General features: G+C 31.6%; 16 protein-coding genes and 1 tRNA gene. 8 read left to right on the top strand and 9 right to left on the bottom strand.

The features are described from left to right. Together ACQY6M_RS04895 and recO are read right to left on the bottom strand one after the other, a co-directional pair. Entirely contained in the window at positions 1-2,493 is a 2,493-nt protein-coding gene (locus tag ACQY6M_RS04895) for a TonB-dependent receptor (protein ID WP_428743634.1), read from the bottom strand. A 3-nt stretch (positions 2,494-2,496) separates the two neighbouring features. After that, entirely contained in the window at positions 2,497-3,219 is a 723-nt protein-coding gene (gene recO / locus ACQY6M_RS04890) for a DNA repair protein RecO (RefSeq protein ID WP_428743633.1), read from the bottom strand. A gap of 92 nt (positions 3,220-3,311) precedes the next feature. On the opposite strand from recO, the gene ACQY6M_RS04885 reads away from it, so the two are divergent. Continuing rightward, positions 3,312-3,782: a CYTH domain-containing protein gene (locus tag ACQY6M_RS04885; RefSeq protein ID WP_428743632.1), complete on the top strand. Its 471-nt coding sequence runs from the start codon at positions 3,312-3,314 to the stop codon at positions 3,780-3,782. A gap of 53 nt (positions 3,783-3,835) precedes the next feature. Here ACQY6M_RS04885 and ACQY6M_RS04880 read toward each other — a convergent pair whose 3' ends face one another. The 3 genes from ACQY6M_RS04880 to ACQY6M_RS04870 all read right to left on the bottom strand — a co-directional run bounded on the left by ACQY6M_RS04880 (position 3,836) and on the right by ACQY6M_RS04870 (position 8,545). Further along, positions 3,836-6,973: a M43 family zinc metalloprotease gene (locus ACQY6M_RS04880; RefSeq protein ID WP_428743631.1), complete on the bottom strand. Its 3,138-nt coding sequence runs from the start codon at positions 6,971-6,973 to the stop codon at positions 3,836-3,838. Between the two features lie 167 nt (positions 6,974-7,140). Continuing rightward, positions 7,141-7,782 (bottom strand): PAQR family membrane homeostasis protein TrhA, encoded by a 642-nt coding sequence (trhA, locus tag ACQY6M_RS04875; RefSeq protein WP_428743630.1) that lies wholly within the window; start codon positions 7,780-7,782, stop codon positions 7,141-7,143. Next, positions 7,754-8,545 (bottom strand): lysophospholipid acyltransferase family protein, encoded by a 792-nt coding sequence (locus ACQY6M_RS04870; RefSeq protein WP_428743629.1) that lies wholly within the window; start codon positions 8,543-8,545, stop codon positions 7,754-7,756. Before ACQY6M_RS04870 ends, trhA begins: the two co-directional genes overlap by 29 nt. Before the next feature lie 194 nt (positions 8,546-8,739). Here ACQY6M_RS04870 and trpS point away from each other — a divergent pair, with 194 nt between their 5' ends. From trpS to ACQY6M_RS04855, 3 genes are all read left to right on the top strand, one after another. Beyond that, positions 8,740-9,708, top strand: coding sequence for a tryptophan--tRNA ligase (gene trpS, locus ACQY6M_RS04865; protein ID WP_428743628.1), 969 nt, complete (start codon positions 8,740-8,742; stop codon positions 9,706-9,708). Between the two features lie 140 nt (positions 9,709-9,848). After that, the gene (locus tag ACQY6M_RS04860; protein WP_428743627.1) at positions 9,849-10,103 is read left to right on the top strand and encodes a hypothetical protein; all 255 of its coding nucleotides are present in this window, start codon (positions 9,849-9,851) and stop codon (positions 10,101-10,103) included. Between the two features lie 78 nt (positions 10,104-10,181). Beyond that, complete coding sequence (locus ACQY6M_RS04855) at positions 10,182-10,487, top strand: DUF6370 family protein (protein ID WP_428743626.1); 306 nt, start codon at positions 10,182-10,184, stop codon at positions 10,485-10,487. Positions 10,488-10,552: 65 nt separating this feature from the next. Here the strand turns inward: ACQY6M_RS04855 and ACQY6M_RS04850 are convergent, their stop codons facing one another. The 3 genes from ACQY6M_RS04850 to ACQY6M_RS04840 form a co-directional block, all read right to left on the bottom strand. Continuing rightward, on the bottom strand, positions 10,553-11,593 hold the full coding sequence (locus ACQY6M_RS04850; protein WP_428743625.1) for an NADP(H)-dependent aldo-keto reductase: 1,041 nt from the start codon (positions 11,591-11,593) through the stop codon (positions 10,553-10,555). A 128-nt stretch (positions 11,594-11,721) separates the two neighbouring features. Further along, a complete protein-coding gene (locus tag ACQY6M_RS04845) occupies positions 11,722-12,909 on the bottom strand; it encodes a phosphoglycerate kinase (protein ID WP_428743624.1) in 1,188 nt (395 codons plus the stop codon). A 9-nt stretch (positions 12,910-12,918) separates the two neighbouring features. After that, positions 12,919-14,463 carry a hypothetical protein gene (locus ACQY6M_RS04840; protein WP_428743623.1) on the bottom strand — a complete coding sequence of 515 codons (1,545 nt, stop codon included), beginning with the start codon at positions 14,461-14,463 and terminating at the stop codon, positions 12,919-12,921. A gap of 77 nt (positions 14,464-14,540) precedes the next feature. On the opposite strand from ACQY6M_RS04840, the gene ACQY6M_RS04835 reads away from it, so the two are divergent. The 4 genes from ACQY6M_RS04835 to ACQY6M_RS04820 all read left to right on the top strand — a co-directional run bounded on the left by ACQY6M_RS04835 (position 14,541) and on the right by ACQY6M_RS04820 (position 16,484). Further along, positions 14,541-14,963 (top strand): molybdenum cofactor biosynthesis protein MoaE, encoded by a 423-nt coding sequence (locus tag ACQY6M_RS04835; RefSeq protein WP_428743622.1) that lies wholly within the window; start codon positions 14,541-14,543, stop codon positions 14,961-14,963. Between the two features lie 59 nt (positions 14,964-15,022). Then, positions 15,023-15,096: transfer RNA gene (locus ACQY6M_RS04830), tRNA-Ala, on the top strand. A gap of 18 nt (positions 15,097-15,114) precedes the next feature. After that, on the top strand, positions 15,115-15,663 hold the full coding sequence (locus tag ACQY6M_RS04825) for a GNAT family N-acetyltransferase (RefSeq protein WP_428743621.1): 549 nt from the start codon (positions 15,115-15,117) through the stop codon (positions 15,661-15,663). A 14-nt stretch (positions 15,664-15,677) separates the two neighbouring features. Then, a complete protein-coding gene (locus ACQY6M_RS04820; protein WP_428743620.1) occupies positions 15,678-16,484 on the top strand; it encodes a hypothetical protein in 807 nt (268 codons plus the stop codon). On the opposite strand, the gene ACQY6M_RS04815 is transcribed toward ACQY6M_RS04820, so the two are convergent. Beyond that, a complete protein-coding gene (locus ACQY6M_RS04815) occupies positions 16,481-19,237 on the bottom strand; it encodes a PD-(D/E)XK nuclease family protein (protein ID WP_428743619.1) in 2,757 nt (918 codons plus the stop codon). The two genes, ACQY6M_RS04820 and ACQY6M_RS04815, sit on opposite strands and share 4 nt — an antisense overlap. Positions 19,238-19,289 lie beyond the last annotated feature (52 nt).

Raw genomic sequence — 19,289 nt, 5'->3', positions numbered from 1 at the left:
TTAAAAATTTGTTTGCAAAGATACTGAAATATTGCGTCCTGCTGCAGAAACTCCTGAGGCAAACTCCTTATAATGTTCATCTAATAAATTAAATAACTGAGCTTGTATAGCTATGTTTTTATTAAGCTGATATTTTCCGTATAAACCAACAGTCATCCAGCTTGGAGTTCCATAATACTTGTCAATATCTTCAGTAGCATCAGGATTTACAATAGGTGTTTGTTGAGGATTGTCAATCCCTTCAATCAAGTTATAATCTGAAATATCTTTTTTAGCATTAAAAACTAGGTTAGCCCCTCCTTCGAACTTCTTGTGAACATAATTCAAATCGAAACGCCCAAATAAGGGTGGAATAGACGATAATGGACCGCTAGATGGCAAATCATCACGATAGGTATGTCCTTTTGTATAAGTAATTGAGCCTGATGTTTTCCAGTGTTTAAACAATTTACCTTCATAACTTGCTGTGAAACCAGTAATATAAGCTCTTCCCATATTTAAATTTGTTAAAATTTCTCCATCAGCAGTATTATATTCATCACCATCATAAAACACAGTACTTTGTCCAAAATACGAATAAGGAACTCTTGTGATGTTTCTATCTATGATTGTATAGTATGCATTCAACCCAACTCTAAACTTTCTATTGTTAAAATACTTTTGAAGCCCTACTTCAAAATTATAGGCGTACTCTGGTCCTAACTCAGTATTTGGAACGGTTAACTTACCACTCTTTTCTCTAATTTTCCCAACATCATCAATATTTGGAGAACGGAAACCTGAAGAAACAACACCATTTAATTGCCAGTTTTTAGTCGGTTTATATACATAACCGATTGTTGCAGTAATTGATTGATTGTCTAATCGAATATCATTTTGAGGTATCTCAATAAATGTTTCATCAATCCATTTTGCTTTCAATACTGTATGTGTACCTCTAATTCCTGTATTTAAGGTAGATTTACTAGTAATATCTTGACGGTAATCTACATAAAAAGCGGAGCTTAAATAGCTACTCCCTCCATCAGGGTAACGAGACTGTACAACAAAATCTCCGTCGAAATCAATAATTTTGTTTCCGTCTACACGCAATGTTTTTCCATAGGAATTTGATGCAACATCGTTATATGCTACTTCAAATCCGTATCCCAAATTTCTATTCTTTGCTAATAACACAGCAAAATCTCCATTCAAACTAAAAACATCAACATTTTCTTTTCTGTAAGACCTGTCTAAACTTCCAAATTTTCGTTGAATGCGGCTTTCTTTTATATTCTGATATGCTAGTGTAATTGTTCCATTATCCATCCATTTTTTCTTTGGATTGATAATCAATTGTGGGGAAATTAATAAACGATCTTGAGGTCCATAATACCACTCTGCAAACTTTAAACTCCCTTTTTTAAGTTCCGTCAATTTATCAAAACGTGGTATGTTAGAAGAAGTAGAATACTGTAAGTTTAATTTAAAATCGGTGTTTTTAGAAAAAGGAACATAGAATTTTTGTAACACATCCGTTTGGCTGTAGCCCGTATTTCTTTGCAAGTTTTCATCAGAGTTTGCAACAGGTGTGTCGTTATAATATGTACTCGTATTATTTGAGTAGAAAGGAACTTTTCCCCAATCGTCAAAACCATGAGAACGATTTTTTCCCATTTTTAAATCTCCAAAATTACTATGTGATACACTTGTAAACGATGCCCATTTTTTAAATTGAAGTTCAGCTGATACCACATTAGTCACTTCTTTGTTTGCTGAACTATATCGTAAAAAAGTACCTCCTTTAACTTCACTTCCTTTTTCTGATATTTTTGGTGTCTTCGTATAATAATGAATAACTCCCCCCAAAGCATCTGAACCGTAAATTACCGACGATGGTCCGAAAACAATTTCAGTTCTATCTAATAAATTAGGAGCTACTGTGATAGAATTTTGTAAGTGTCCTTTTCGGTAAATTGCATTATTCATTCGCACTCCATCAACCACTAGCAACACTCGATTACTTTCCATACCACGCATCACAGGGCTACCCCCTCCAAACTGTGATTTTTGAATTTTTATTCCTGGTACACTTGCTAGTAAATCTGCTGATGTTTGTGGTGATAGCTTTTCTATTTCTTCGGATGACACTATTGCAATTTGCTCTGCAATTCGATTTGTTTTTTCCTTATTTTTAAATACAGAAACTACCACCTCATCTAACTGCTCTGAATTTTTTGATAGAAACACACGGTAGTTGTTCTTTTTTAGTACTGATTTTTTTTCTTGATACTCTGCATATGATACATGTGAAAAAATTAAAATTTCATTCTTTTGAAAGTCTGAAATATCAACTTTTCCAACATCATCACTCACGGCTGATGTAGTTCTCTCTTTGTTAAACACTGCAACAGCATCAACAGGCTTTCCTGTTTCAGCATCAATTATGGTAAGGTTTTGGGAAAAAATGGAAGTAACAAGTAGTAAAAAAAATATAGTAATTTTTTGTTTCATAAACTAACTAAAAACAGTTTCTAAAATATCTAATGATTTGGGCTTTCTAAATCCTTCTAAATGTAATTCATAATATCGAACTATAATTCGAAGAATAATTTGTCTTTCTTTTTTTGAATAAGAAATTGTGTGTATTGCATCAAAATTTATGCCTAACATACTTTTGAATAGCATTATTTCTTCACCTAATAAACTTCCTTTATCATAAACAAGATCTGTAAACCTCCCTTCCAATAAATTGAAGGCTTTTTTATCAACTTCAGAAACATCTGGATAAAACCCTAAATACTTTGATAAATTCAGTAAAAACAATAAATGGAAGTTCGCAACTTCATTATGGGTATCTAACCAAATTAAAGACGTTTCTATGTATTGATACAAGGACAAATTCTCTTCTTCCTCTTGAACTATTGTTGACAACACTTCGGATAAAAATAATACTATCGTTTGCTTAACCACAGAAGTATGTATAGTTTCATACGGATGAATTACCTGTACTTCTTTAATAGAATGTAATGAACTTTTATTACTGTGATTTGCTACAAGTTGTAACTGTGTTAGCGGTTGAAAATGTGCAGGCTTCAGTTTTCCTTTTTTTGCCTTTAACACTCCTTTTATCATATAGGATTTCACTCCCTCTTGCAAAGTAAAACATTTTACAATCAAGCTAGTATCACCATACTTAAGAGAACTTAAAACAATAGCTTTCGTAGTAACAACCGCCATTTAATTGAATTTATCTGTTAAAATCATCAATCAAAGATATTCAATAATACCAACAAAAATGGTACATTCGTACAAATTTGATTTGGTTTGATATGACAGTAGAAATAGAGCGAAAATTCCTAGTAACATCTTTAGATTTTAAACAAGATGCTTTTCAAAAAAACTACATCAAACAAGGATTTTTAAATTCTGACAAAGAACGCGTAGTACGTGTTCGAATTAAAGACGACAAAGGCTTTTTAACCATCAAAGGCCCTTCAAATGCTAATGGAACTACTCGTTTTGAATGGGAAAAGGAAATTGATAGAGACGAAGCCGAAAAACTTTTCGGTTTATGCGAAAAAGGTATTATTGAAAAATACCGATATTTGATAAAAACGGGAAAACACATTTTTGAAGTAGATGAGTTTTTAGGAGAAAATAACGGATTATTTATTGCTGAAGTTGAGTTGGAAGATGAAAACGAGCATTTTGCTAAACCTCAATGGTTAGGAAAAGAAGTTACAGGAATTGCCCAATATTACAATTCAAACTTAAGTAAGCACCCCTATAATGAATGGTAAAAAGCCCGTTTGAAAACTCAAACAGGCTCAAAGCTTTAATTAAGAATGTTTCTTTATTCTTTTATTACACTCATTGTTTTGACATCTTTTTCTGTGTATAATTTTAACAAATAAATTCCACTTTTTTTAATCATGGTATCATCTACTATAACTGATGTTGATGACGAAGGAATTACTCTTCCATAAATATACCTTCCTGATAAATCATACACTTCTAATTTCATTCCGCTCTTATTCTCTATACTCGATATATCAATTTTAGCTTTCATGTTAAATGGATTAGGAGTCACTGACACTATGTTTGTATCTAAACCATTTTTATCTGGTCCTACAGTTCCTCTTGTTTCTGTATAAATTGTTCCATTAGCCGTTTTATTATAGGCATAATCAGTAATTGAATATGATTTTCCATCATTTGCTACGGTTATGTGAAACCACCCGTAATGTGTATTCCCATTTATTTTAAATGTGAATCCTATAAATCCTGTCTTTCCATTCGAACTAGAGTAATCATCAGAACTAACCACATAGCTATTAGACTCTACTACAAAATTACTTGATGAACCTACTACTACATTTTCTCCTAAAAGCAATACATTTCTAGTATTTCCATCACAAACAACATCTTTATCATAAGTAACAAGTCTTACTGAACCACTACTATACCACGCTCCATATCCTGTGTCATCTCCAGTTTCTATTCTAAAAAACTCCCAAGTGTTACTAGCACTTACTGTTAAATCCGGAATATCAACATATACTATTTCATCATTTGTGCTACAAGGTGCGCAGCTACCTCCACAATCAACTCCAGTTTCATCTCCATTTTGAATTCCATCACTACACGTTGGCTGTGAATCTTCACTTATAATTACTTTATAATCTTCTACTTCACCATAGCTAAACGATTCGCAAGAAGTAGGTATGCCATTATACTTCATAGAAACCCTCATTCTAGTACTTCCTAATTTAGCGGTACTGGGAACTGAAAACTGACCTGTTCCCGAAGTATCTTTTGAGGCTGCTTTAGTCCATACTTGTTCACCTGCATCTGTAAAATCCCCATCTTGATTGTAATCAATCCAAACACTGTATCCTTCTGAATAAACAGTACTGCTCCAACTGGGAGTGATAGTTATTGAATAATCATTGTCTTTTGATAATGATGTAGATATACTTTTTGTATAGTCTTCATATCCTCCACTTGATCCTGATGAACTATTACTAATAGTATTTAATTCAACTTTACTAATAAATTCATCGTTAACACTCTTTCCATTAGAATCGCAATATATTACAGCACAAGGCTCACAAGAACCACCACAATCTACACCTGTTTCATCTCCATTCTGAATTCCGTCACTACATGTAGCTCCAGTATTCCCATCCCAAACCTTACTTCCAGCTTTGATAGCACCAAAAGGCTCTGTACTATATGCGTAATCTAATAAAGAATATGACGTTCCATTGTTGTTAACACTAACTCTAAACCAACCATAATTAGTTTTTCCTGGATATAGTTCTAATTGAAAACCTATGTAAGCTGTTTTACCATCCCAAGAAGTATAACTCGACTTTCTAATTACATGCAAATCGGGATATCCTCCTCCATCTACCCAAGAACTTTCCTGATTAATTACTGTATTCTCTTCAATTGGCTTCACATTTCTAGTTCCTGTTTGACATATCAATGCTTTTTTATAGGTCTCTAATATCAACGAATTATTCTCGTAAAAAGTTCCAAACCTATTGTTAGTAGCACCGTCTATTGTAAAAAACGTCCAGGTATTTCCTGAATTAGCTGTGTAATCTTGGTTATCAAAATACACTACTTTGTAAGGATCATAAAAAGAAAAATTAAACGTTACTTTATTAGAATTTAAAGAAGATGTTCCTCCTGAAATTGCAGCATCTTTAAATGTAACAGAACCTGTAGTGTTATTTAATTTAGCATGGTTTGTTGCTTTCCCTGTAAATTTTACACTCAGCGTTGTATTATTAAGTGCAGTTATTTGAACAGATATACCTTGAGGAAGATTTGCATCAAAATGAGTTCCAGAAGTTAAACTTCCTGAAGAAACTGAAAACGTAGTTCCATCTACAGATATATTTTTTGCCTCATCAACCATTGAACCATCATTTGACAACGCTTCTTCCACTATAGTAGAATCAACTATTAATGATGCTCCATCTAAATTTACTCCTGTAGCTGTTAAGTTTGCTTGCTGCCACAAAGGTTTACGAGCTGGATGCTCTAATGTCACTAGCATTCTATCAACCTGACCTTTTGTAAACATTTTTCCACATCCAGCAGCAGCATCGTATCCCATATAATTTTCGTAGTTTATTAAATTACCACAATCACTGGCGCCTACAGTACAACCATCGTCTCCAGAATTGGAGTCTTCTTTTGGTGTATCATCCACATAATCGCCATTCGGATCATTACATCCACCTTCAAACGTATGAATTAAATTTAACCAATGGCCAAATTCATGAGTTAACACAGAAGCAAATTCTTTATCTGTATTACCATAAATATATCGTCCATTATAAACAACTCTTGCTGTATTATTATCTGACATGGATGTATTTGGATACCATGCAACCCCAGAGTTTGTAGCACCTCCATCTCCATACAAATCTCCCATAATATATACATTCATATACTTGTAGTTGTCCCAAGCATCCGCAGCTATTTGATCGTCATAGCCACCGCCATTACCATAACCTGATTTTTCAGCATGAAAAACAACTCCGTTGGTACTTCCTCCATTAGGATCAATTTTTGCTAATGCAAAACGTATACTTAGTGTTGCTTTTCTACCGTCAAAAACAGGATCAATAGAATTAAAGTCATCATTTAAACCATTAAAGTCTTCATTTAATTTGTCGAGTGCAATTTTGATTTTGTCGTATGTAACTGTTTTCCCATGTTGAACATCACCATAAACATGCACAACTACGGGAATTGTATATGTTTCACCAGACTTATTAAGTCTTGTCTGTTTTCTCTCCTTAACTATTCTTTTTGTTAGAACATTAAAGTTATTGTATTCTACCTTTGATTTTGGGTATTTTAAAAATACCTTTTGATTTTCGCTGGTTACCCTGCAATCTTGAGCTGTAAGTGTTGTTGATACTAAAATTAAAAAGCTTAAGAAGGGTAACAAAATAGTTTTTTGCTTCATAATTGATTGATTTTTAAATACTTAAATCTACAACTATAAAACATGTTAGATTGATACAATACTAACTAATACAAGTAAAAAAATAACCATTTGCAATAAATTAACATTTAAATTACTTTTTATTTATTTTTTTAACAGACAAAAAGCTTACAACGAGTATTTAAACACTAGATATATAAGTATATAGTCATAAAATGACTAAAGCTTCCTAAGAGAACAAAAACATGAAATATTGCGTGGTTATATTTTAGCTTATTAATGGAATAAAAAATAGCCCCAGCGGTATAAAAAACTCCACCAAAAAAAAGATATAGTAAACCACTATTTGAAAAATTATCAATCAAAGGTTTGATTAAAAATATAATTTGCCACCCCATTAGCAAATATATAGCTGTTGATAGCTTATCGAACTTCCCAGTAAAAAACAACTTGAGAATAACACCCGTTAAAGCAAAAATCCAAACTACTATAAACAAATACCATCCTATTTTTTGGGGCAATACTAATAAGCAAAAAGGAGTATAGGTTCCTGCAATGAGCACATAAATTGCAGCATGATCAAAAATATTTAACTTCCGTCTAATTTTTGGTTCTTTTGCAGCATGATAAAATGTTGATGCTGCATAAAGAATTATCATGCTTATTCCGTAAACGTAAAAACTAGATATTTTCCAAAAATCAGTATATACAAACGATTTTTGTATTAAAAATGGGAAAACAATGATACTTAGCAACAATCCGAAACCATGTGTAAGTATATTCAGTTTTTCTTCTTTATCGTTATAATGGTGATTTAAATTCTCGCTCATTATTTGGTCTATAAGTATCTTCCATATACAACTCATCATTTATTAATTCATTGTATATCAAATTGTACGTTTTATTTTTTAACTGCTCTTTTTCTTCTAAATTTAGCTCATCACACTCAATAAATTTACACTGCTTTACTCTTAAAGTCCCTGGACGTCCTTTAAAAAAATCCCAAGAAAATAAACGCTTTCCATCATAATATACTTGAGGTACTATGGGTATTTGATGCTCTATTGCTAAACTAAACGCTCCATTTTTAAAAGGAGCTAGTACGATATTTTCAGTAGGTACTAATCCCTCAGGAAAAATAGCTACACTCGTTCCATTTTTAAGTCTGTTCTTGGCTCTCCCGTATACATTTTTCCTACTTTTGGCATCATTTCTATCAACCATCACAACTACTTTTTTGTAGAAAAACCCAAAAATTGGCAACTTTACTAATTCTTTTTTTCCAACAAAAACAATTGGATTTTTACTTGTAGCTATTAGTACCCATGGATCTATTAATGATGCATGATTGGCACAAAACATATAGCTTTTATTTCGATCAATTTCTTGCTCTCTTTCTACCTTTAACCTAAAGCCCATTCCATAGATCAAAAAAAACGACCATCCCCTCATTACCTTCCAAAAAATAGGATAGTATTTTTCATCTGAGGTAAGTATCAACATAAATGGCGCCATAATTAATATGGAAATAATGACGAGTACATAAAACCAAATACGCCAAATAAGTCTAAAAGGAAAATATATATATTTCAAATCTTTAATTTATAATTAACCCAATTCCATTTAACCCTTTCTTTTGTAGAAGAACTAAACTTTACTGTAACAAATCTCTACTGTAGAATTTAACTATAAGTGCGAATGTAGTAATTTCTTTTGTTTGATAAATTTTAAGCTTATTTTTGCTTGCTTAAGTAATAACTTAAATACAAATATTACAAAACAGACCTATGTCAAGAATTTTAACAGGCGTACAAAGTACAGGAACCCCACATTTAGGAAATTTATTAGGAGCAATTTTACCTGCTATTGATATGGCAAATGATTCTAAAAATGAATCATTTATTTTCATTGCCGATATGCACTCTTTAACTCAGATTAAAGATGGAAACGAATTGCGAGAAAACACCTATAGTGTTGCTGCAACTTGGCTTGCCTGTGGTATAGATATTAGTAAAACAGTATTTTACCGTCAAAGTGATATTCCTGAAGTTACTGAGTTAACTTGGTATTTGAGCTGCTTTTTTCCATACCAACGTTTAACCTTGGCGCACGGTTTTAAAGACAAAGCCGATCGTTTAGCCGATGTAAATGCTGGTTTATTTACCTACCCGATGTTAATGGCTGCAGATATTTTATTGTACGATGCTGAAATTGTGCCTGTAGGAAAAGATCAGTTACAGCATTTAGAAATGACTCGCGATGTAGCTAACAGATTTAACAATATTGTGGGTGAAACTTTAGTTCCACCTCAAGAAAAAATAAGTGAAGACACCAAATTAGTTCCTGGAACTGATGGTGAAAAAATGAGTAAATCACGAAATAATTTCATCAATATTTTCTTACCAGACAAGAAATTGCGTAAGCAAATTATGGGGATTCAAACAGATAGTAAAGCTTTAGAAGATCCTAAGGATCCAGATACTGATAACGTTTTTGCTTTGTATAAACTATTAGCTTCTGAAGAGCAAATAGCTGAAATGCGTGCAAATTATGAAGGTGGAAACTATGGTTATGGTCATGCTAAACAAGCTTTATACGAATTAATCATAGAAGAATTCGCTGATATTCGTACTAAGTACAACCACTATATGGAAAATCGTCATGAAATTGATGAAGCATTAGCTGTGGGTGCAGAAAAGGCTCGTATAATCGCAAAAGATGTTTTACAAAGAGTTCGTAAAAAGATAGGGTATTAATTATAAAACCCTTAAAATTTTGGTCTTTCTATCCTTAAAATTCAGGAGTATCTCCCTCTTATAAACAGGGAATACGATTGGTATTACAGTATTATTTTTTGATAGTTTTACACAACTATTAACCTCAAAATAAAATTATTATGCCACATTATGCACAAGGAACGACAGGATGGACAAAATTAACGAGCTATCAAGCATTATGGGATCCTAAAATTGATTTAGGAAAATTTTACTTTACTACATTTCAAGGAAAAAGAGAAGAAACCCCATACATGACAGCCGAAAATTTCGCTAGAGTAATTGATATTCTTAGAAATGAAACTCCAGTATATGGAAATGCTAGTACAGGTTCAGTAACCACACAAGGAGAACCTGTTGGAGAAGAAGAAAGTTAGCCAATAAATAGTATAAAGATAAAAACCCAGAATAAATTTATTCTGGGTTTTTTATGGTTATTTACCTATATTCACCCTATGAAAAAATTACTAATTATAGCTTTTATTGGAATTGCTTCTTGCAACACTCCTAAAGAAAAAACTCAAATCGTTGAAGCTTCTTGCGGACAATGTCAATTCGGATTGAAAAATCAAAACGGATGTGATTTAGCCATAAAAATAGATGGTCAAGCCTATTTTATTGATGGTGCTCACATAGACGATTATGGCGATGCACATGATGAAAATATTGGTTTTTGTAATGTGGTTAGAAAAGCAGAAGTTGCTGGAAAAATTGAAAACGGTCGATTTAAAGCTACTTCTTTTAAAATAGTTGAAGAATAAAATGTATAAAAAAAACCGAAGTAAAGTTTACTTCGTTTTTTTTTATTTATTGCATCACTACCTAATTAAGGTGCTGGATTAGGAATCATTGTATGTACTGCTTCAATCTCTGCTAAAATATCATCAGACAATTCTATATTGATAGAATTGATATTCTCTTTTAACTGACTCATTTTAGTAGCTCCAATAATATTACTCGTTACAAATGGTAACTGATTGATATACGCCAATGATAGTTCTGTTAACGTCAATCCGTATTTAGTTGCTATTTTTTGATACTCTAAAACTGCTTTTTCTGAACCTTCATTTTTATACCTAGCAATAAACCTTGGAAATAAAGTTCCTCTCGCTCCTTCTGGAGTTTTTCCGTCAATATATTTTCCTGTTAATACTCCTTGTGCTAGTGGAGAGTAAGCCAGTAATCCAATATTTTCTCTCATAGAAACCTCAGACATTCCCACCTCATATCCTCTGTGAATTAACGAGTATGAGTTTTGAATCGTAACCATTCTTGGTAAACCATGTTGCTCTGCTGTTTGCAAGTATTTCATCGTTCCCCAAGGCGTTTCGTTAGACAAACCTACGTGCTTTATTTTTCCTTGTTTTACAAAGTCATTTAAAGTCTCTAAAATTTCTAAATGCTTTTCAGCTTCTTTCGCAGAAGTTTTATACGGATAATCACGTACTCCAAAACAGTTCACTCCACGATCTGGCCAGTGTAACTGATACAAATCAATATAATCGGTTTGTAGACGTTTTAAACTACCTTCAATCGCTTCTGATATATTTTTTCTATTAAATCCTCCTGTTCTAATATGCGCAGTATAATCGCCTCCTCCAGCAATTTTAGATGCTAACACTACTTTATCTCTATTTCCAGTTTTTTTGAACCAAGAACCTATAATTTTCTCAGTAGCTCCATATGTTTCTGGGGTGGCTGGTACAGAATACAATTCCGCGGTATCAAAAAAGTTCACCCCTTGTTCTAAGGCATAATCCATTTGTTCATGACCTTCTGCTTCTGTATTTTGTCGCCCCCATGTCATCGTTCCTAAACAAATTTTAGAAACTTTTACATTGGTATTGGGTAGTGTTGTATATTTCATATTGTTGTATAACTATTAAGGTTTACTATAAACCAATAGTCATTTCGAAAGAGGCACGATTGAGAAATCTTTAATTTAAAAAGTTACTCCCTTTAATGAGATTTCTCGCTACCGCTCGAAATGACAAATTATTTTAAAATTGCTTCAATTCCTGGTAAGGTACGTCCTTCTAACATTTCTAACATCGCTCCTCCACCTGTAGACACATAACTCACTTTATCAGCAAATCCGAATTGTTTTACCGCTGCAACTGAATCTCCTCCTCCAACTAACGAGAATGCACCATTCTTAGTTGCTTCATCAATTGCATTTCCTAAACCAATGGTTCCTTGTGCAAACTTTTCCATTTCAAAAACTCCTAAAGGACCATTCCATAAAATCGTTTTAGACTTTGCGATAACTTTAGCAAATTTTTCAACGGTTTTAGGTCCGCAATCTAACCCCATCCATCCATCAGGAATTTCATTTGTGTCTACTACTTGTGTATTGGCATCGTTTGAAAAAGCATCTGCAATAACAGCATCTACTGGTAAATGAATTTCAGTATTATTCTCTTTCGCTTTCGCTAAAATTTCTAAGGCTAAGGCTAATTTATCCTCTTCAACTAATGAGTTTCCAATCTTACCTCCTAAAGCTTTAATAAACGTAAACGTCATCCCACCACCAACGATGATGTGATCTACTTTCTCAATAATATTTTCAATCACACCAATTTTAGACGACACTTTCGCACCTCCTAAAATAGCAGTTACTGGTTTTTCTGAATTGTTTAATACTTTATCAATACTTTCAATTTCTGTTGCTAATAAATTACCGAAACATTTATTTTCTGGAAAAAATTGTGCAATAATTGCAGTAGAAGCATGTGCTCTGTGTGCAGTACCAAATGCGTCATTTACATATACATCACCCCATTTAGATAATTGTTCGGCAAACGCAACATCTCCTGCTTTTTCTTCTGGATAAAAACGTAAGTTTTCTAGTAGTAAAATCTCTCCACTTTTTAAATTGGTTACAGCCTCTTCAACTGCTGAGCCAATACAGTCATCAACAAATTTCACTTGTACACCTAACACTTCTGTTACTTTGCTAACAATATGACGTAACGAAAACTGATCTTCTTTACCTTTTGGGCGCCCTAAATGCGACATTAACACACAGCTACCTCCATCTTCTAATATTTTAATAATCGTTGGTTTTGCTGCTTGAATTCTTGTATCGTCTGTTACTTCAAAAGTATCGTTTAAAGGCACGTTAAAGTCTACACGGATTAATGCTTTTTTATTTTCGAAATTGAAATCGTTCAATGTTTTCATCACTTAAATCTAATTGATTGTTATTTTTAAAAATTGTTTTTTGTTTTTTCTTTGACCATATAAAATTAGTTCTTTATCTGAAACTTGCTCTATAAACCTACAATTAAATGGTGTTTCTTCTTCTTTATTAGATAATAGCGATTTATAAACAATTTCACCACTTGGATCTAACTTAACAATATATAAGTTTGTGTTATTTTTTGTTGTATTCCATAAAAAACTTTCTCTAAATTTAATTCTCCCACCAGATAATTCTCCCATTTTCTTATGTGCATTCAAAATTAGGTATTTATCATTATTATATTGTGCTGTTCCAAATGACATTAATGGATCTGAAAAATAATTTGATGTTTGAGCTTTATTAATATTTCTAGCCCATTTTAACCTGCCTTCTTTATCTAATCTAAGAACAATTATATCATCAAAATTATATGATATTCTCGTATATCCTCCATATTGGTTGTGTACATACGTTGTTGTTATAAAAAATTCTTCTGCAGTGATAATCATTCCTCCTTCTTTCATATAAGAAACATCTTTAAACTTAACATTTCTTAATTCTCGATCTTTAGACTCTCCATATTTGTCCTTCAAAAATTGTTCTGTAAAAGGCGAAAATGTTGAATTTTCAATATTAATATCTTTTGTGTTTAAAATAAATGAGCATACTCCTTTAAATCTATTTTCATTTATATCAGAATAAAAACCAAGACAACTCAATTTATTTTTTTCTGTTAATTCCAACTCTAAAGTTGCTACAAAATGATCTTCAACAGATATTTTTATCGATGATACATTATTTTCTACAATTTTAAATAATTCATAATGATAATTACCTCCTTTTTCTTTCTTCTTTTTTGGATATACTTTTCCTAAAACAAATACTTCTCCATTATCAGAAACTTTAACTTCTTGAAGTTTGAACCTCTTATCTTTATATGGTAACTCAAATTCTTTCTCCCATAATCTATTAAAATCCTCATCAAAAACCTTAATACTGTGATGTTCATTTTTTTTATCGGAAGAATCAATATTAAAAACATTATAATTTCCCGATCTAGAAAATGACATATTTCCTTTAAAATCTTTGTCAATTTTTGAAGCTGAAAAAACTGATTCAAAAAAAGAAGGATATCTATCAAGAGTGACCTCAAAAATTTTCTTCTTTTCAAATTTAAGTTCATTCTTTAGCGAAGTGTATAGAAAAGCCTCTATTTTATTTTCTTTATTATTTGTATAATATTCTACAAACCCTAATTTGCCCTGTTTAAAAAAACCTCCTACAATTCTACGTTTTCTTTCAATTTTATGTTCAAAAAAGTTAATTTTATTAAACTTACTATCAAAAACATCAATCAACAAACTTCCTTTAGAATCTAAAGTTCTTATGGTATATAAATTATTTAACTCGTCTTTATAAATAGTATTTAAAACACTTCTTTTGCTTTCTTTAAAAACCCCACTCTTATCCAAAGATATGCTCATCAAATCTTCTTGGGAGCTTAATTTCAATGTAAAAACAGCTAAAAAACATAGCAATATACTTTTCTTCATATTATTTAATTTAGTATTTTCAGCTGCCGAAAATACTATATTTTTAACTTTAGTTTTAATCTCTTTATAGTTAAATAATGAATCTTGCTTCTATAAAAATAACTTCAGAAAAACTCAATTTACAAGAATGTTACGATTTTGTAGCCGATCCTTCTTGTGGTGGAATTGCTGTTTTTGTAGGTACTGTAAGAAATACTACTCAAAACAAAGAGGTTACTCAACTTGATTTTTCTACTTACAAGCCTATGGCAATTAAGGAAATGCAAAAAATTACAGATGCTGCTTTAGAAAAATTTGGAGTAACCAAAATAGCTATTCATCATGCAGAAGGTTTGTTAACTATTGGTGATATTCCTGTAATTATTACGGTTTCTTCTCCACACAGAAAAGCCGCTTTTGAAGCTTGTCAGTATGCCATTGACACCTTAAAAGAAACAGTGCCCATTTGGAAAAAAGAATTTTTTGAAGATGGAGAAGTTTGGGTGAATGCGCATCCTTAAAAATACTATATTTGGTATTAAGTCATTTCTAATAATGTAAATGCATAACAATCTTTATTGGGGCATTAGCTCAGTTGGCTAGAGCGTTTGACTGGCAGTCAAAAGGTCATCGGTTCGACTCCGATATGCTCCACTTTTTTATCTTTTAATTATGATTGAGTTCACTACTGCAACCCACCCAACAGAATTGCTTCAAATATTGGAATTGCAACAACAAAACTTACCCGAAAAATTATCAGAAACAGATAAAAAAGAACAGGGATTTGTTACGGTTCGTCATGACTTAGAGTTGTTGCAAAAAATGAACGATATACATCCACATATCATTGCAAAAAATAATAGCACTGTTGTTGGTTATGCTTTATCAATGTCTAAAATTTTCAGAAATGACATCCCTATTCTCATTCCTATGTTTGATGAAATAGATACCACTTCACAAGGTACTAAACCTTATATATTAATGGGACAAGTTTGTATAGACAAACATTATCGAGGTAAGGGTATTTTTAGAGATTTGTATGCAAAAATGAAAGAAGAATTCTCTGGAATATACGACTCTATTATCACAGAAATTGATGAAAAGAATACTCGATCTGTCAATGCGCATAAAGCAATTGGTTTTAAAACTTTAAAAACCTATACAAGTAACAACCAAGATTGGGAAATTGTTTATTTAAATATTCAAGCTGTAAGCTCTTGATAGTAATTAAAAAAATGAAAAAAGAATACAACTACCATATTACATCTGACTTAAGAGAAATTAACAAAGACTCCTTTGATCATTTTTTAGCCACTTTAGAACTCGAAGACAACAAGTTTGATGCTTCAATAGATAGTTTAATTTCTTCTAAAGAAGAAGGTATAAAAATACTCAATGAAAAACTAAGAAAGTCCCTTCAACAAAATCACCATCATGAAAATTTTGATACAGAAACTTTAAATTTTGAACTGGAATCATTTAAATCAGAAAATCAAACTGTTATTTGGTATATAGAAGAAGAATTAAAAGCTTTAGCTGAAATGAAAATTGTTTATGCTTTTAAATCCATAGAGATTAACATTAAAAAACTTATCTCTGACTCTTTCAAAATTAAAAACAAAAGAGACTTCTTTAATTGGAAAACGGTTGAAACTTTTTTAAATAGTAAAAACATCAACCTTCAAAAGCTAAAAGGATATGAAGAAATATATCAATTAAAGCAACTAAATAATTCAATAAAACATTCTAAAAAAGTAGAAGAAAAAACATTAAACCTGATTTTTAATAAAGAAGAATATGAAAGAGTTCCTACATCTCCTTTCTTTTCAGAAAAAATAATTACCTACAAACACCTTTTAAATTTTTATAATAGGATTGAACCTTTTATCAAAATATTTCTTTCCGACTTATGTAATATGATTTATGAAGAATTATATGTTTTTAGTAAAGATAAAATTGAAAACCTCGCTGAGGACTTGGTTTTAAGAATGGAAAAAGAAGATGCTCTTGAGTTAATTGACAAGATAAAAAAACATTATTAATAAGGTAAATTAGTAGCTTCTACAAAGCTGAGTACAGGATTGTATAATTCTGTTAACACTGTTTTTATTTCGGTCATAAACTCTTCTAACCTTTCCTCTGTAATAGCATTATCAGGTTTTCGATAATTGGATGAAAAATTCATTTGTAAAAAGCCACTTTTTAAATTTTTAAATGAGATAATTCCAGCTGCTAAGGGTTTCTCAAAATTAAATTGTGTGTGTTGGGTATACAAAAATGCATACAACATTACCTGAATAGCTTTGTGGTATTTTAAATCACGTATCACTTCAAAGTCGATTACTTTTAAGTTTGTATTATCAACCATCCCTGTTTTATAATCGATAATTCGAGTAACACCATTGAGCTCATCAATTCGATCGACAATTCCTTTTATTTTTATAGGAAAATCAATTCCTTCCACCTTTATTTCTGAAGACAACTCTTGCTCTGTAGCAATTATTTTTAGTTGGTTATTCTCATCCTTCAGCAATTGTTTTTCCTTCAATAGAAAATTCTCTACAAAACGATTGGCTACTTCAAAAATCAATCGGTTTTTACCTGTGGTTACATCGCCGTTTTTAAAATGTTTCGAAAAGTAAAAAGTGATGAATTTTTTTATTTTTTGTTGCATTCCCTCAATATCATGTGCTTGCAGAAACTTCCCTATAAAAGGTTTGTACAATTCCTCTAACGTATCGTGTACTACTGTTCCCATCGTATTAGCGGCAACAGTTTCTTCTACATCTTCTAGCTCATTTATTTTTAAAATTTTCTGCTTGTAAAATGCAATCTGGTTATATAAATAATTGGTCAATGCCGATGGAGAAATTCCTTTTTGAGCTAATTCTTGTAAACGTTCTAATACCTTTTCATCCTTTTGAATTTCTTTTAATTGAATAGGTGATGTTACTACTTTCGGGCTTATAATCTTTTCAGTAATATCGTCTCGCATCATTTCTAACTGCGTTACAAAACGACTTTTTTCTCCACTTCCAAATACATCGTGCTCGGTATTGTATAAAATGTAAATATTTTTGGCACGTTGTAACAATCGGAAAAAGTGGTAGGAAAACAGCGCATCTTTTTCTCTGTATGTTGGTAAACCAAACTCTATTTTTACATCAAAAGGAATAAACGTGTTTTGTTGATGATTTCCTGGTAAAACACCTTCATTCACTGAAGTGATGATTACATTTTCAAAATCTAGCACACGTGTTTCTAATACTCCCATTAACTGTAATCCCTGTAACGGCTCTCCTTGAAATGATAAACTTTCTGATTGTATTAGTTGCCTAAAAAATTGATGCAACGTTTTTAAATCTTGTACATAACCAAATTCATTATGCAAGTTTTGCAACTGAGTAAATGCTGTGTAAAAACGGAATAAATATTCCTTTTCTAACTCGTTAGCATTTTCTTTCAGCAGGTTGATTAACTCAATAATTCTGTTTAGAAACTCACTAATCGATACAAACGAATTGAAAATAGTAGCTATTCTTTCTTGAATCTCCTTACTAACTGGAGAAAGAAATGTTATAATTTCTTCTTGATTAATAAAGGTATTATTCTCTTTAGCTACTGTTTCTGAAAGTACATCTGCAATGTTTGTTTGCTCATCAACCTGTAATAATCGATAAATAGTAGCATCCTTTACCAAGCGTACCACATCTTTATGATAAAAAAGGTTCTCTTCCTTCTTTTCTAACTTTTCTTGATTTAGAAATAATTGAAAAATAGCAAAGATTAAACTCGTTGTTGGAATATCTTTTAGTGGATATCCCATCGTAATATTGATAGCATTTACACTTGCTGGTAACGAGTTCAACGTAATTGGTAATAGTGTTTCATCTGCCAAAACCAACGCTGTGTTATTATAATTAGGAAGTTTTTCTAAAATCTCTCCTGCATACTTTATCTGCGTGATGTTTTTAGAAGCTCCGATTACCTCAATATGTTTTCTTTCTGAAAAGTAGTCTTTAATCGTTTGAATTGGGTGCTGCTGATAATACTTCCATCGAGTTTTATACTTTCTTAAAAAGCTTCCCGCTTGATGTTGACTTTCATAAAACGTTTTGTCAATATCCCAATAGACTTCTGCATTTCCATTCAACAAAAATTGTTCGAATAACAATTCTTCCGCAGCATTTAACGCATTAAACCCTATAAAAAAGTATTTCTTTTGTTGATTTCTATGGATGAAATCCGCTACTTTTTTAGTTGATTCTCGATATAAAACCCCTTGATATCCGATATTGTTTTCAACCAAAAACTGATAAAACGCATCGTAATACTTATTCAACTTTTCCATAAAAGAAAAGTGATCTTTCATCAATTCGGTTTCTTTAAACTCTCCTTTTACCGACCATTTTCGTAAACGATGAATATCTCGCAAATACACAAAGATTTCTCTCGAATTGATCAAGTGCTGATCGATTTCATTAAAATCTTGCAAAAGTGTAAATGCCCAAGACGAAAACACATCAAACGAATCTGGATTCTCTTCTTGTTCTTTGTAAATAGTATAAAAATGAAAAAGGAGCTGAACTGCATCAATCTTTTTCATTTCAGAAATTTCTTCAACAAAATCACCAATATTTATAATCTCTGGTAAAAAACCTGCCGAAATTTTCTTTTTAAACGTTTCTTTTACAAAAACTCCTGCCCTTTGTGAAGGTAATATAAACACAACATTTTCAAACGATTTGGTGTTTTGTAAAATAGTATCTAACGTTTCTGAAATAAAAGACTGCATACCTTAGTTTTCTTGTAAGCAAAGTACAATTTTTATCCTACTTTTGATAGTA

The organism is Tenacibaculum sp. (assembly GCF_050290165.1).
Taxonomy (GTDB): Bacteria; Bacteroidota; Bacteroidia; order Flavobacteriales; family Flavobacteriaceae; genus Polaribacter.
The sequence above is the reverse complement of the archived record's forward strand: the minus strand, read 5'-3'. Positions and strand labels throughout refer to the sequence as shown.

Coding starts and splice junctions, on each gene's coding strand:
- ACQY6M_RS04895 (WP_428743634.1), bottom strand. CDS start 2,493: ATGAAACAAAAAATTACTATATTTTTTTTACTACTTGTTACTTCCATT.
- recO (WP_428743633.1), bottom strand. CDS start 3,219: ATGGCGGTTGTTACTACGAAAGCTATTGTTTTAAGTTCTCTTAAGTAT.
- ACQY6M_RS04885 (WP_428743632.1), top strand. CDS start 3,312: ATGACAGTAGAAATAGAGCGAAAATTCCTAGTAACATCTTTAGATTTT.
- ACQY6M_RS04880 (WP_428743631.1), bottom strand. CDS start 6,973: ATGAAGCAAAAAACTATTTTGTTACCCTTCTTAAGCTTTTTAATTTTA.
- trhA (WP_428743630.1), bottom strand. CDS start 7,782: ATGAGCGAGAATTTAAATCACCATTATAACGATAAAGAAGAAAAACTG.
- trpS (WP_428743628.1), top strand. CDS start 8,740: ATGTCAAGAATTTTAACAGGCGTACAAAGTACAGGAACCCCACATTTA.
- ACQY6M_RS04860 (WP_428743627.1), top strand. CDS start 9,849: ATGCCACATTATGCACAAGGAACGACAGGATGGACAAAATTAACGAGC.
- ACQY6M_RS04855 (WP_428743626.1), top strand. CDS start 10,182: ATGAAAAAATTACTAATTATAGCTTTTATTGGAATTGCTTCTTGCAAC.
- ACQY6M_RS04850 (WP_428743625.1), bottom strand. CDS start 11,593: ATGAAATATACAACACTACCCAATACCAATGTAAAAGTTTCTAAAATT.
- ACQY6M_RS04845 (WP_428743624.1), bottom strand. CDS start 12,909: ATGAAAACATTGAACGATTTCAATTTCGAAAATAAAAAAGCATTAATC.
- ACQY6M_RS04840 (WP_428743623.1), bottom strand. CDS start 14,463: ATGAAGAAAAGTATATTGCTATGTTTTTTAGCTGTTTTTACATTGAAA.
- ACQY6M_RS04835 (WP_428743622.1), top strand. CDS start 14,541: ATGAATCTTGCTTCTATAAAAATAACTTCAGAAAAACTCAATTTACAA.
- ACQY6M_RS04825 (WP_428743621.1), top strand. CDS start 15,115: ATGATTGAGTTCACTACTGCAACCCACCCAACAGAATTGCTTCAAATA.
- ACQY6M_RS04820 (WP_428743620.1), top strand. CDS start 15,678: ATGAAAAAAGAATACAACTACCATATTACATCTGACTTAAGAGAAATT.
- ACQY6M_RS04815 (WP_428743619.1), bottom strand. CDS start 19,237: ATGCAGTCTTTTATTTCAGAAACGTTAGATACTATTTTACAAAACACC.